The 13,689-nt window shown below is 67.6% G+C and carries 13 protein-coding genes; 10 read left to right on the top strand and 3 right to left on the bottom strand.

Annotated elements, in window-relative coordinates; translation table 11 throughout:
* Positions 1 to 15: 15 nt before the first annotated feature.
* Entirely contained in the window at positions 16 to 2,250 is a 2,235-nt protein-coding gene (locus DFJ65_RS15940; RefSeq protein ID WP_147301432.1) for a hypothetical protein, read from the bottom strand.
* A gap of 134 nt (positions 2,251 to 2,384) precedes the next feature.
* Here DFJ65_RS15940 and DFJ65_RS15935 point away from each other — a divergent pair, with 134 nt between their 5' ends.
* The 4 genes from DFJ65_RS15935 (at position 2,385) to DFJ65_RS15920 (ending at position 4,717) form a co-directional block, all read left to right on the top strand.
* Positions 2,385 to 3,119 (top strand): glycosyltransferase family 2 protein, encoded by a 735-nt coding sequence (locus DFJ65_RS15935; protein WP_115923874.1) that lies wholly within the window; start codon positions 2,385 to 2,387, stop codon positions 3,117 to 3,119.
* 18 nt (positions 3,120 to 3,137) lie between these two features.
* Positions 3,138 to 3,812: a class I SAM-dependent methyltransferase gene (locus DFJ65_RS15930; protein WP_115923873.1), complete on the top strand. Its 675-nt coding sequence runs from the start codon at positions 3,138 to 3,140 to the stop codon at positions 3,810 to 3,812.
* Between the two features lie 105 nt (positions 3,813 to 3,917).
* A complete protein-coding gene (locus tag DFJ65_RS15925) occupies positions 3,918 to 4,211 on the top strand; it encodes a type II toxin-antitoxin system TacA family antitoxin (protein WP_115923872.1) in 294 nt (97 codons plus the stop codon).
* Complete coding sequence (locus DFJ65_RS15920; RefSeq protein ID WP_115923871.1) at positions 4,208 to 4,717, top strand: GNAT family N-acetyltransferase; 510 nt, start codon at positions 4,208 to 4,210, stop codon at positions 4,715 to 4,717. The genes DFJ65_RS15925 and DFJ65_RS15920 overlap by 4 nt, the downstream gene beginning before the upstream one ends.
* Before the next feature lie 6 nt (positions 4,718 to 4,723).
* On the opposite strand, the gene DFJ65_RS17595 is transcribed toward DFJ65_RS15920, so the two are convergent.
* Positions 4,724 to 4,876 carry a hypothetical protein gene (locus tag DFJ65_RS17595; protein WP_170143937.1) on the bottom strand — a complete coding sequence of 51 codons (153 nt, stop codon included), beginning with the start codon at positions 4,874 to 4,876 and terminating at the stop codon, positions 4,724 to 4,726.
* A 29-nt stretch (positions 4,877 to 4,905) separates the two neighbouring features.
* Positions 4,906 to 5,370 (bottom strand): GtrA family protein, encoded by a 465-nt coding sequence (locus DFJ65_RS15915; protein ID WP_245950329.1) that lies wholly within the window; start codon positions 5,368 to 5,370, stop codon positions 4,906 to 4,908.
* A gap of 274 nt (positions 5,371 to 5,644) precedes the next feature.
* On the opposite strand from DFJ65_RS15915, the gene DFJ65_RS15910 reads away from it, so the two are divergent.
* The 6 genes from DFJ65_RS15910 to tuf all read left to right on the top strand — a co-directional run bounded on the left by DFJ65_RS15910 (position 5,645) and on the right by tuf (position 13,688).
* On the top strand, positions 5,645 to 7,030 hold the full coding sequence (locus DFJ65_RS15910) for a hypothetical protein (RefSeq protein ID WP_147301431.1): 1,386 nt from the start codon (positions 5,645 to 5,647) through the stop codon (positions 7,028 to 7,030).
* An 87-nt stretch (positions 7,031 to 7,117) separates the two neighbouring features.
* Positions 7,118 to 8,986 carry an alpha-amylase family protein gene (locus DFJ65_RS15905; protein WP_115923869.1) on the top strand — a complete coding sequence of 623 codons (1,869 nt, stop codon included), beginning with the start codon at positions 7,118 to 7,120 and terminating at the stop codon, positions 8,984 to 8,986.
* A gap of 321 nt (positions 8,987 to 9,307) precedes the next feature.
* Complete coding sequence (gene rpsL, locus DFJ65_RS15900; RefSeq protein WP_115923868.1) at positions 9,308 to 9,682, top strand: 30S ribosomal protein S12; 375 nt, start codon at positions 9,308 to 9,310, stop codon at positions 9,680 to 9,682.
* A complete protein-coding gene (rpsG, locus tag DFJ65_RS15895) occupies positions 9,682 to 10,152 on the top strand; it encodes a 30S ribosomal protein S7 (RefSeq protein WP_115923867.1) in 471 nt (156 codons plus the stop codon). The genes rpsL and rpsG overlap by 1 nt, the downstream gene beginning before the upstream one ends.
* Positions 10,153 to 10,272: 120 nt before the next feature.
* Positions 10,273 to 12,387 (top strand): elongation factor G, encoded by a 2,115-nt coding sequence (fusA, locus tag DFJ65_RS15890; protein ID WP_115923866.1) that lies wholly within the window; start codon positions 10,273 to 10,275, stop codon positions 12,385 to 12,387.
* Positions 12,388 to 12,491: 104 nt separating this feature from the next.
* Complete coding sequence (gene tuf, locus DFJ65_RS15885) at positions 12,492 to 13,688, top strand: elongation factor Tu (protein ID WP_115923865.1); 1,197 nt, start codon at positions 12,492 to 12,494, stop codon at positions 13,686 to 13,688.
* Position 13,689: the final 1 nt, after the last annotated feature.

Below are 13,689 nucleotides of genomic sequence, written 5' to 3'. Positions count from 1 at the left end.
CGATGCGGTCTGCGCCTACTTCGGCGGGTTCAGCTTCCAGGCCGAGGCGTCCTTGGTGCGCAACCCGAGCGTGGCGTACGGCGCCAGGTCTTTCGCGTGCGGGCGGGTGTTCTCGACGTAGACCCACCGCACCCCGAGGTCCCACAACTTCTTCTGCGCGTCGGCCGTCGGAGCCGCGATGAAGTTGTCGTTGAGTTCGAGGATCTGCGGCTTCCAGTAGTTGACGAAGACCGAGTCGCGGCCGTTCGGGGCGATCTCCGTGGCCTTCGGGGTGGCGGTCCAGCCCTCGACGAGCGACTGCCGCTCGGTGAACGCCGTCACCAACCAGCGGCGGCTGTCGCACCCGTTGCGCGGCTCGCGCGGCGCGGTGCAGTGCCGGTTCGTCATCACCAGGTCTTCGACGTTCGAGTGGTCACGGATGTAACGGGCGGCGCGCAGCTCGGCGCTGGTCACCGCACCGAGGGTGCGCACATTGGTCAGCGCATACTCCGTCGGGTGCTCGATCGTCTTGCGCAGCGCGTCGGCCACGTTGAACACGCCGGCCAGCAGGCCGGTGAGCGCGACCGCAGTGAGCGCCGTCTGGGCCCACTTGTGCCCGCCGACGAAGGCGCCGACGACACCGGCCACCACCAGCACCACCGCGGCGATGACGGCCAGCTTCCAGAAGTGGTCGTAGTCACGGCTCGACAGGCGTCCGGTGAACACCAGCACGCCCTTGACGAACACCAGCCCGGCCACCGCGCCGACCGCGGCCACCAGCAGCGAGCGGCGGGCACCGAACGCGCGCCACAACTGCTGCGCACCGAGCGCCGAACCGACCGCGGCCAGCGGAATCGCCGTCGCGGTGAAGTAGCCCTGGCTCTTGCCCGGGTGGGCGAAGATGCCCACCGCGAACGCGCCGGCGATGGTGGCACCGATGAGCAGCCACGACACCGGGTCGACCCGGGTGGCGCGGCTGAACGGCAACGCGAAGGCGAGCGCGCCACGGGTGAGCGCGGCGAGAATCACGGCCGCCGACACCGAATAGACCATCGTGTCGGAGGTGAGCCCGCCGAGCAGCGCGGCCAACCCGGTCTGGTCGGCCGACGCGTGGATGTCGAGTTTCAAACCGGCCACCGACCCGTGGAAGACGATCGCCATCGTCGCCACCAGCGCCACACCCATCACGGCCGCGTCGATCACGATCGGCAGCACCATCTTGCGGTTCCACAGCAGCATCGCCAGCACCGCCAGGCCGAGGCCGGCGATCACGATCGGCGAGGTCGAACCCTTCGTGCCGGTGGCGATGATCGTCAACACCGGGATCAACCAGAACGCGCCGCGCTGCGCCGTGCCGCGCCAGCGGGTGGCGAGCACCAGCACCAGCGCCACGAGCGTCGGGATGCCCAGGCCGAGCGTCGGGGAGAGCGGGGTGATCGGCAGCGCGCCACCCACCAGGCCCCATGGCTGGCCCTGACCGCCGGCCATCGACAGCACCGCGGTGATCGCCGCGACCTTCGGGCCGCCCAGGCGCAGACCCAGCACCACGAAGCAACCGACGGCGAGCAAGGGCATGATCGCCGGCAACACCCGCGTCAGCACGTGGTCGAGGCCGACCCCGGAGGTGGCGGTGACGTGGGCGATCCAGGCGTGCGCGAACCACTGGTAGCCGAGGTCTTCGCCGTCGACCGTCGGCCAACCGACCGGGCCGCGGGTGAGGATCTCCGAGGCGAGCGCCTGGTGCAGGTAGGCGTCGACGTGCGGACGCCACGCCTGGTCAGACCACAGGAGGTTCTGGTTGAAGTAGTCGCGCGTCTGCGGGTAGGCCACCAGCGACAGCAGCGCGATCAGCGGACCCATCCACCACGACAGCGGCGTCCAGCGTGCTTCCAGCACCCGGCGACGCAGCACCGGCACCCCCAGGAACACCGCAATCACCAACAGCGGCACCACGATTGCCGGGATGCGCGAGTGCATCAGACCGGCGATGGTCTGGGCCGGCACCGCGACGGTGAACCCCATCGCGAAGCCCATCATGAGGTCTTCGAGCAGCCAGCCGTCGCGCGGACGCACGGTGCGCCAGATGAGCGCACCTGGCAGCACCTGCAGCACCGCGATCGCGGCGCCGGCCTTCACCAGGCTGCCGATCGGCAGCTGGTTGATCAGCGCGTAGGTGCACCAGAACAGCAGGGCCACCACGAGCGCGGCGTAGGTGACGAGCGAGGGAACACGGGAGGAGACACGACTCGGCGCGTGCGTCTGGACGGTCACGGTGCTGCTTTCGGGCAGAGGAACGGGGTGCGGAAGCGTCGCCATCGTAGGCGCCGCCTGTCGTGGCGCGCTTTTACGACGCACCCTTGTTACGCTCGCTCCTGCTCAGCCCCGTCGTTCGACAAGGACTCCACGTGTTCAACGGTCAGACCCTCGCTGTCGTGCTGCCCACCTACAACGAGAAGGACAGCATCGCCGAGTGCATCCGTGGCTTCGAGGCGATCCCCGAGGTCGACGAGATCATCGTCGTCAACAACAACGCCGCCGAGGGCACCTCCGAGGAGGTCGCGAAGACCGGTGCACGCGAGGTGATCGAGACCACCCAGGGTTACGGCGCGGCGATCAAGCGGGGCCTGCGTGAGGCCGACACCGACCTCGTCGCGGTCTGCGAGCCCGACGGCACCTTCGACCCGGCCGACCTGCGCAAGCTGCTGGCGTTCCTGCCCGAGTGCGACCTGGTGGTCGGCTCGCGCACCGTGCAGAGCTTCATCTGGGACGGCTCGAACATGGGCTGGTTCCTGCGCTGGGGCAACTGGGCCGTCGCCAAGGGCATCGAGGTCAGCTACAACTCCGCCTACCTGTCCGACGTGGGCTGCACCTTCCGGGTGATGACCCGCCGGCACAAGGACTACGTGCTCGAGCGCGCCACCCTCGACGGCTCGGCCTTCGGTCTGGAAATGCTGCTCATCGGTGTGATGAGCGGCCAGAAGTACGTGCAGGTGCCGGTCAACTACCTGCCCCGCGTGGGCGTCTCGTCGGTCACCGGCGACTTCAAGAAGACCCTCGACCTCGGCTTCGAGATGATGGGCCTCGCCGCGAAGATGCGGGTCAACCGCAACAAGATCCGCGCCGGCCGCGTCGATCGCTGAACGGTTGGAAGGCAACCGATGACCGACTCGCAGGGTTCGCCGACGTCCGAGGACGGCGTCTACGCCAAGGGTTACTTCGAGACCCGACTCGCCCCCGACGCCAACCGCGAGAAGGTCTGGGTGCACCTCGCCAAGCACTTCGAGCGGTGGGTGCAACCCGACGCCGACGTGCTCGAACTCGGGGCCGGCTGGTGCGACTTCTCCAACAAGATCAAGGCCCGCCGGGTCGTCGCGATGGACATCGACGCCGTCGTCGAGCGCGCCGTCGCCCCGCACGTGCAGGCCGAGGTGGGTGACTGCACCGACCTCACCCGCTTCGCCGACAACAGCTTCGACGTGGTCTTCGCCTCCAACCTGGTCGAACACCTGGAGCGCGAACAGGCCAACCGCCTGCTCGACGAAGCCCGCCGGGTGCTGCGCCCGGGCGGCCGGCTGATGCTCATGCAGCCCAACTTCCGCCTCAACCCGGGGCGTTACTTCGACGACTTCACCCACGTCGCGATCTTCACCGACCAGTCGCTGAGCGACTACCTCGTCTCCCGCGGCTACGAGGTCGAGGAGATGCACGCGCGGTTCATGCCGCTGACGATGAAGTCGTCGGGCTCCAACCTGAGCTTCCTGGTGCCGTGGTACCTGCGCTCGCCGATCAAGCCGCTGGCCGGTCAGATGCTCGTGGTGGCCAACCCGGCCTAGCCGCCGAACACCCGGTCGAGGGTGGGTATGCGCGCCCGGTGGCCGGCGAGGCATTGACTCGTCGCTTGCAGCGTATTTACAATCGCTATACACAAAGGGGTAGCGATGAGCGCAACAGCCAAGCGGCAGTCAAAGAGTCAACAGATCAACTTTCGGGTCACCGAGCGACAGGTCGACGTGCTGCGGCGCGCCGCCGGCGCGACCGACTCGACCCTGACCGACTTCGTGCTGAACAGCGCCGTTGATCAAGCGGAGAAGGTGCTCGCCGATCGCCGCTGGTTCACGGTGACCCAGATGCAGTGGGACGACTTCGTTGCGCTGCTCGATGCAGACCTGCCGTCGGCGACGAAGTTCAAGGTGCTCCGCGGCCGCGCCGACGTGTTCTCCGACGACGAATGACCGGTCGGCCGACCAGGCCACGCAAGCTCGCTCGTGCCGACGACGTCAGTGCCTTTGACAGCGGTGCGCCCGAGCTCGACCGGTGGCTCCACCGCTACGCGTGGGAAAACCTGCGGGCGAACAACGCGATCACCTACGTCACCACGCTGGACGAGCGTGTCGTCGGCTACTACGCAATTGCGGCGGGAGGTATCGAGCGAGAAGCGGTTCCGTCAGTCCTGCAAAGGGGCGCGCGGCCCAATCCACTCCCAGTCATCGTGCTGGCGAGACTGGCCGTCGACAGTTCGGTTGCCGGAGCGGGCGTCGGAGCTGGGCTGCTGCGCGACGCCCTCGAACGCTCGGCGCTGCTCAGCGAAGCGCTCGGTGCAGCCGCACTGCTCATCCACGCACGCGACGAAGTCGCTCGCGATTTCTACCTGCACAACGGTGACTTCGTTGCTTCGCCCGTCGATGAGCTCCAGTTGCTCGTTCCGATGAAGGTGCTCAGAGCGACGTTCCTCGCCTGACGGCGCTCAGCCACCAGGTCGGAACACCCGGTCGAGCGTGGGGATGCGCGCCCGGTAGCCGGTGAGCAGCGTCTTCGCCGTCGTCACCGAGTCGACCAGCGGGTGCAGCGAAAACGCCTGCATTCCGCCGTCGGCGGTGCGTCGGGCGGCCGCGACCATCGCGCAGCGCTCGGACGTCTGAGCGGGCGTCAGCCTCGATTGTTGAAGACGTGCTGGCGGTAGGCGTAGAACCGGAACATCGTGGCCAGCACGAGACCCACGCCGTTGGCGGAGATGTTGTCGGCCAGCGGCGTCTTGAACCCGAGCAGGTAGTGCGAGATCCACAGGCAGCCGAGCGAGATGCCCATGCCGACGACCGCCACGATCACGAACCACGCGAACTCGTGGTGCTTCTCCTCGCGGCGGGTGGTGCGGAAGGTCCAGTAACGGTTGCCGACCCAGGCCACCACGGTCGCGGCGAACGACGAGATCACTTTCGCCAACAACACGTATTCGTGCAGCAGGCCTTCGCCGCCCGAACCGCCGAAGCGCAGCAGGTTGAAGCCGCCGACATCGACCACGAGACCGACGAGACCGATCACCCCGAACCGCATCAACTGCGGCACGAGGCCACGCAGCCGTTCACCGAACGTGCGGGTGGGTGCGGTCGTCACGAAGGTCCTTCGATGTGGGTCGGGGCGCGGCAACTCTAGCAACGCAAACCGGGTGTGAGCCGGTGATCGGGTGGGAGCGTCGGGGGAATCCTCGGGCGGTTCGTCGGGCGGTTCGTCGGACACGCAAGCGCCTCGATCCGCGCGAACCACCGGCGAATCGTCGACCAGCTCTTGACCACCGGCGTGGCGGCCCTATGCTCTCCCGAAGTGCGACCCACGTCACGATCCGGATGACGGCGGCGCCTTCTCGAGGGGAACACCACATCCAATGCGTGTGAAGAAGCTCAGTGCTGCCGTCGTGGCGGCTCTCGTCACCGCCGGCATCGGCGCCGCAGCACCGTCGGCATCGGCCGCCGCCACCGACCCGACCGGCCGCTACCAGGTCGTCACGCCGTCGCGCATCGTCGACACCCGCACCGGCCTCGGGCTGCCCGCCGGCCCGGTGCGCGCCAACACCACCGCGGCCTTCCAGGTGACCGGACGCGGTGGCGTGCCGGCCACCGGCGTGCAGTCGGTCGTCGTCAACATCACCGTCGTCAACCCGGCCGCCACCGGCTGGCTGGTGGCCTACGCGTCCGACAGCCCGCAGCCGCGCACCTCCACCGTCAACTACCCCGGCGGCTGGACCGGCGCGACCAGCGCCACCGTGCCCGTCGGCGCCGACGGCAAGATCAAGGTGAGCGTCGGCGGCAGCGGCGTGCAGGTCGCGGTCGACGTCATGGGTTGGTACGCCTCGTTGACCTCCACCGTGGCGCCCGGCTCGCTCTACCAGGCGGCCGTGCCGGAGCGCTGGTTCGACAGCCGCACCGACGGCGGCGGCAAGTTCGTGCCCGGCGACTACCTCGACATCCCGATCGAGTTCGACGAGACCGGGGGAGCGCGCCTCACCGCGATGCAGTTCAACCTCACCGCCACCGGCGGCACCGGACGCGGCTGGTTCACCGCGTGGAACGGCACCAACAACCCGCCGTCGACCTCCGCGCTCAACTTCTCCGTCGGCGAGACCTCGCCCAACCTAGTCACCGTGCCGGTGCGCCGGGTCGGCAGCTCGACCTCGCAGCCCGGCTGGGGCGAGTACTACGCGACCGTCGAGAACACCTCGAACGCCTCGGCCCACCTCATCGTCGACGGCGTCGCAAGCTTCTACACCGACTCGAGCAACAAGGGCGCGACCCACGTGGTCGTGCCGCCGGTGCGCGTCGGTGACTCGCGCAGCGGGGTCGGCATGCCGAAGGGCAAGCTCGGCGCCGGCCGCACCGTCAACGTGGCGTTGCCGGGCTCGCTCCTGACCCCGCGCACCGACTCGTTCGAGGGCACGATCACGATGGCCAACCCGTCGACCAACTCGTTCCTGTCGCTGTTCGCCGTCGGCGAACCGCGACCGGTGGCCAGCGCGGTCAACGCCCAGACCGGCCGCAACCGCTCGAACGGCTTCGCCACCTACCCCGGCTGCGTCGACACCGCCTGCACCACCGCCGGCTACTCGATCTACAACTCGACCGGCACCGTCGACGCGATCCTCGACGTCACCGGACGCTTCGACCTCACCGCCGAGGCGATCGCCGCGCAGGGTGCGCCGGCGGCGAAGGCGACGCAGAAGTCGGGCCAGCGTGCGCAGGTGCGTCGTGCGCAGTTGGCCGGGGCACCCACCCGCGGCTGATCGCGCCAGTCAGCCTGCTCCAGTGAAGGATTGCTGTTGTCATAGCAGCAGTGATCCTTCACTGGAGCTTTCTGGTTTAGTTCAGCAATGACGATCGACGCCTCGGCCGAGCAACTGCTCGAGGGTTTGCCCGCCCACCGTCGCGAACTGTTCGAGGCCCGGCGCAGACGCTGGCTGCCCGATCTGCGCGAGGCGCTGGCCGGGCTCTACGCCGAACCCGATGCGGTCGCCGAGCGGCTGGTAGCGCTCGCCGCCCGCGCGTTCGCCGAGCGTCCCGACGCCCTGCACTCCCACGACCTCGAGCGCACCCTCGCGCCCGACTGGTTCCAGCGTCCGGACGCGTTGGGTTACGCGGCGTACGCCGACCGGTTCGGCGGCACGCTCGCCGGTGTGGGGGAGCACGTCGCCTACCTGCGCGACCTCGGCGTCACCTACCTGCACCTGATGCCGTTGCTCACCCCGCGGCCCGGCGCCAACGACGGCGGCTACGCGGTGATGGACTACCGCACCATCCGCCCCGACCTCGGCGACCTGGACGACCTGCGCACCCTCACCGCGACGCTGCGCCGCGAGGGCATCAGCCTGTGCCTCGACCTGGTGCTCAACCACGTTGCCGCCGAGCACGATTGGGCTCAGCGTGCGAAGGCCGGCGAACAGCGCTACCTCGACTACTTCCACACCTTCGTCGACCGCGACGTGCCCGATCAGTACGAAGCGACCCTGCCCGAGGTGTTTCCCGACTTCGCCCCCGGCAACTTCACCTTCGACGACGCCCTGGGCCGCTGGGTGTGGACGACCTTCAACGACTACCAGTGGGACCTCGACTGGTCGAACCCCGACGTGCTCGCCGAGTTCGCCGACATCATCCTGTTTCTCGCCAACGCCGGGGTCGAGGTGTTTCGGCTCGACGCGATCGCCTTCACCTGGAAGCGGATGGGCACCAACTGCCAGAACCAACCCGAGGTGCACCTCATCGTGCAGGCCCTGCGGACGGTGGCCCGGATGGCTTGCCCCGCAACGATCTTCAAGGCCGAGGCGATCGTCGGACCGAAAGACCTGGTGGCCTACCTCGGCACCGGCCGACAGCACGGCAAGGTGAGCGACCTCGCCTATCACAACGGGCTCATGGTGCAGATCTGGTCGGCGCTGGCCACCGGCGACGCCCGCCTCACCGCCCACGCGCTGGCCCAACTGCCGCCGGTGCCCTCCACCACCGCGTGGATCGCCTACGCCCGCTGCCACGACGACATCGGCTGGGCGATCGACGACGGCGACGCGGCCGCGTTGGGGCTGAACGGTTTCGAGCACCGGCGGTTCCTGTCGCAGTGGTATGCCGGCGACTTTCCGGGGTCGTGGGCGCGCGGCGTCGTGTTCCAGGCCAACGAGCGCACCGGCGACGCCCGCATCTCCGGCTCGCTCGCCTCCCTCGCCGGGCTCGAGGCCGGCGACCCCTTCGCGCTCGACCGGATCCTGTTGGCGCACAGCGTGATCCTCGCCTTCGGCGGCATGCCGGTGATCTGGATGGGCGACGAGGTCGGGCTGCTCAACGACCACTCGTACGAGTCCGACCCGGCGCTCGCCGACGACAACCGGTGGGTACACCGTCCGCCGATGCGGTGGCCGCCCGAGACCACTCACCCGGTCTACGTCGGCCTGCAACACCTCGTCCGCAGTCGGCGGACGCTGCCCCAACTGCACGCGTCGACCCCGGCGGTGCCGGCGATGACCCACGACCCGGGCGTGCTGCTGCTGCGCCGCGAGCACCCGTACGGCACCGTGTTGTTGGCCTTCAACGTCACCGCGGAGCACCGCGTGGTGCCGCAGGCGGCGTTGTGGGAGAACGGTCTCGACCCCGTCCGGGTCGTCGATCACCTCACCGGTCTCGGCACCGGCGGCGACGTGTGGCTGCCGCCCTACGGGAGCGCCTGGTTGCACCAGGCAAACGCGCTCCAGTGAAGGATTGCTGTTGCTGTAACAGCAGCGATCTACCACTGGAGCTTTCTGATTTGGTCGCGCCACGCGGGCCCGGTAGTCTTGACGTCCGTGCGTGGGCTCTGCCCTGCCTCGGATCGGCCGCTACGGCCGGCACGGTTTCATCAGGCCCACCACACGCTCTCGCCGGGCAGTCACCAGATCACCACGCATCTCGCGGGGCGGTCGGGGGAAAGTGCGGGGGAGGGCACCGGTCCGACACTCCCGAGTGCGGGGGCCGGAGCGGTAATCCAAGGAGCGCGACACGTCGCGCTGACAAGACTACGAATCAGTACGGAGAACAGGTTGCCTACTATCAACCAGCTCGTCCGTAAGGGTCGGCAGGACAAGACCTCCAAGGTCACCACGCCGGCACTTAAGGGCAGCCCCCAGCGGCGCGGTGTTTGCACCCGCGTCTACACCACCACCCCGAAGAAGCCGAACTCGGCGCTGCGCAAGGTCGCTCGTGTGAAGCTGACCTCCGGCATCGAGGTCACCGCGTACATCCCGGGTGTGGGCCACAACCTGCAGGAGCACTCGATCGTGCTCGTGCGTGGCGGTCGTGTGAAGGACCTCCCGGGTGTCCGCTACAAGATCATCCGCGGCGCGCTCGACACCCAGGGTGTCAAGGGCCGCAACCAGGCTCGTTCCCGTTACGGCGCGAAGAAGGAGAAGAAGTAATGCCTCGTAAGGGCCCTGCTCCCAAGCGCGCTCTCGTCGTCGACCCGGTCTACGGATCGCCGGTCGTCACCCAGCTCGTCAACAAGATCCTGCTCGACGGCAAGAAGTCGATCGCCGAGCGCATCGTCTACGGCGCCCTCGAGGGCTGCCGCGAGAAGACCGGCACCGACCCGGTCGTCACGCTGAAGCGTGCGCTCGACAACATCAAGCCGAGCCTCGAGGTGAAGTCCCGCCGCGTCGGTGGTGCCACCTACCAGGTTCCGGTCGAGGTGAAGCCGGGTCGCGCCACCACCTTGTCGATGCGTTGGCTCGTCGGCTACAGCCGTCAGCGTCGCGAGAAGACGATGACCGAGCGCCTCATGAACGAGATCCTGGACGCGTCCAACGGTCTCGGCGCCGCCGTCAAGCGTCGCGAAGACACGCACAAGATGGCCGAGTCGAACCGCGCGTTCGCCCACTACCGCTGGTGATCCGGACGGTGCGCGGCGCAGCTATCCGCGTCGCGCACCGTACGGCTCCGGCCCGCCGGCCCTGCCGGCACCCCGAACTCCACTCCTAGAACTCAGTCCCGAGAGAACGAGGCAGACACCGTGGCACAGGACGTGCTGACCGACCTGAAGAAGGTCCGCAACATCGGCATCATGGCGCACATCGACGCCGGTAAGACCACGACGACCGAGCGGATCCTGTTCTACACCGGCGTCAACCACAAGATCGGCGAGACGCACGACGGTGCGTCGACCACCGACTGGATGGAGCAGGAGAAGGAGCGGGGAATCACCATCACCTCTGCTGCCGTCACCTCCTTCTGGGACGGTACCCAGATCAACATCATCGACACCCCGGGTCACGTCGACTTCACCGTCGAGGTGGAGCGTTCGCTGCGCGTCCTCGACGGCGCCGTTGCCGTGTTCGACGGCAAGGAAGGCGTCGAGCCGCAGTCGGAGACCGTGTGGCGTCAGGCCGACAAGTACGACGTCCCCCGCATCGCGTTCGTCAACAAGATGGACAAGATGGGTGCCGACTTCTACTTCACCGTGCAGACCGTGAAGGACCGCCTCGGCGCCGAGCCGCTGGTGCTCCAGCTGCCGATCGGTGCGGAGAACGACTTCATCGGCGTCGTCGACCTGGTCGAGATGCGTGCGCTGGTGTGGCCGGGCGACGCCAAGGGTGACGTCACCATGGGCGCGAAGTACGAGATCCAGGAGATCCCGGCCGACCTCCAGGCCAAGGCCGACGAGTACCGCCAGGCGCTCGTAGAGCGCGTCGCCGAAGCCGACGACGCCCTCATGGAGAAGTACCTCGAGGGCGGCGAGCTCACCACCGACGAGATCAAGGCTGCGATCCGCAAGCTGACCGTCACCTCGGAGCTCTACCCGATCCTGTGTGGTTCGGCGTTCAAGAACCGCGGTGTGCAGCCGATGCTCGACGCTGTCGTCGACTACCTGCCCAGCCCGCTCGACGTTCCCCCGATGATCGGCCACAAGCCGGGCGACGAGGACACCGAGATCACCCGCGCGCCGAGCAAGGACGAGCCGTTCTCGGCACTGGCCTTCAAGGTCGCCGCTCACCCCTTCTTCGGCACGCTGACCTTCATCCGCGTGTACTCCGGTCGCATCGCCGCCGGTAGCCCGGTCGTCAACTCGACCAAGGGCAAGAAGGAGCGCGTCGGCAAGCTCTTCCAGATGCACGCCAACAAGGAGAACCCGGTCGACGAGGCTGTCGCCGGTCACATCTACGCGGCGATCGGTCTGAAGGACACCACCACCGGTGACACGCTGTGCGACCCGAACGAGCAGATCGTTCTGGAGTCGATGACGTTCCCGGAGCCGGTGATCCACGTCGCCATCGAGCCGAAGACGAAGAGCGACCAGGAGAAGCTGGGCACCGCGATCCAGAAGCTGGCGCAGGAAGACCCGACCTTCTCCGTCCACCTCGACGAGGAGACCGGCCAGACCGTCATCGGCGGTATGGGTGAGCTCCACCTCGACATCCTGGTCGACCGCATGAAGCGCGAGTTCAAGGTCGAGGCCAACGTGGGTGCGCCGCAGGTCGCCTACCGCGAGACCATCCGTCGCGCCGTCGAGAAGTTCGACTACACGCACAAGAAGCAGACCGGTGGTTCGGGTCAGTTCGCGAAGGTGCAGATCTCGCTGGCTCCGCTCGACACCGCCGAGGGCGAGCTGTACGAGTTCGAGAACGCCGTGACCGGTGGTCGCGTGCCGCGCGAGTACATCCCGTCGGTCGACCACGGCATCCAGGAGGCCATGCAGCTCGGCATCCTCGCCGGCTACCCGGTCGTGGGTGTCAAGGCCGCTCTGCTCGACGGTGCCTACCACGACGTCGACTCCTCGGAGATGGCGTTCAAGATCGCCGGCTCGATGGCGTTCAAGGAGGCCGCTCGCAAGGCGGACCCCTGCCTGCTCGAGCCGATGATGGCCGTCGAGGTGCGTACGCCCGAGGACTACATGGGCGACGTCATCGGCGACCTCAACAGCCGCCGTGGCCAGATCCAGGCCATGGAAGACGTCAGCGGTGCGAAGATCGTTCGCGCAGTCGTTCCGCTGTCGGAGATGTTCGGGTACGTGGGTGACCTGCGGTCGAAGACCCAGGGTCGCGCCAACTACACGATGCAGTTCGACTCCTACGCCGAGGTTCCCCGGAACGTCGCGGAGGAGATCATCAAGAAGGTCCGGGGCGAGTGATTCAGGGATTTGTTCCCTGATCGGTTGACCCGCTAGTTTCCACGAAATAAGAAATCACCGACGCCGCCCCGGCGTCAGCAACCAAGTCCTTAGGAGGACCCGCAGTGGCTAAGGCCAAGTTCGAGCGGACCAAGCCGCACGTCAACATCGGCACCATCGGTCACATCGACCACGGCAAGACGACGCTGACGGCTGCTATCTCGAAGGTTCTGCACGACAAGTACCCGGACGTGAACCCGGCGTTCGCGTTCGACGAGATCGACAAGGCGCCCGAGGAGAAGCAGCGCGGTATCACCATCTCCATCGCGCACATCGAGTACCAGACCGAGAAGCGTCACTACGCGCACGTCGACTGCCCGGGTCACGCCGACTACGTCAAGAACATGATCACCGGTGCGGCGCAGATGGACGGCGCCATCCTGGTGGTTGCCGCCACCGACGGCCCGATGCCGCAGACCAAGGAGCACGTGCTCCTGGCCCGCCAGGTCGGCGTTCCCTACATCGTTGTCGCCCTGAACAAGGCCGACATGGTCGACGACGAGGAAATCCTCGAGCTCGTCGAGATGGAGGTCCGCGAACTGCTGTCCTCCTACGAGTTCCCGGGCGACGACGTCCCGGTCGTCAAGGTCTCGGCGCTCAAGGCGCTCGAGGGTGACGCCGAGTGGGGCAACACCGTTCTCGAGCTCATGGACGCGGTCGACGAGGCCATCCCGGAGCCGGAGCGTGACACCGACAAGCCGTTCCTGATGCCCGTCGAGGACGTCTTCACGATCACCGGTCGTGGAACCGTCGTCACCGGTCGTATCGAGCGCGGTGTGCTGAACGTCAACGAAGAGGTCGAGATCGTCGGTCTGCGCGAGGGCGCTGCCGTCAAGACCACCGTCACCTCGATCGAGATGTTCAACAAGATGCTCGACAGCGGCCAGGCCGGCGACAACGCCGCCCTCCTGCTGCGCGGCATCAAGCGTGAGGACGTCGAGCGCGGCCAGGTCATCGCCAAGCCGGGCACGACTACCCCGCACACCAACTTCGAGGCCTCGGTCTACATCCTGTCCAAGGACGAGGGTGGCCGCCACACGCCGTTCTACGACAACTACCGTCCGCAGTTCTACTTCCGTACGACTGACGTGACCGGTGTCGTGAAGCTGCCGGAAGGCACCGAGATGGTCATGCCGGGCGACAACACCGAGATGTCGGTGGAGCTCATCGCCCCGATCGCCATGGACGAGGGTCTGCGCTTCGCGATCCGCGAGGGTGGCCGCACCGTTGGTGCTGGTCGCGTCACCTCCATCACGAAGTGAT

This window comes from Calidifontibacter indicus (genome assembly GCF_003386865.1).
Classification (GTDB): Bacteria; Actinomycetota; Actinomycetes; order Actinomycetales; family Dermatophilaceae; genus Yimella; species Yimella indica.
The sequence above is the reverse complement of the archived record's forward strand: the minus strand, read 5'-3'. Positions and strand labels throughout refer to the sequence as shown.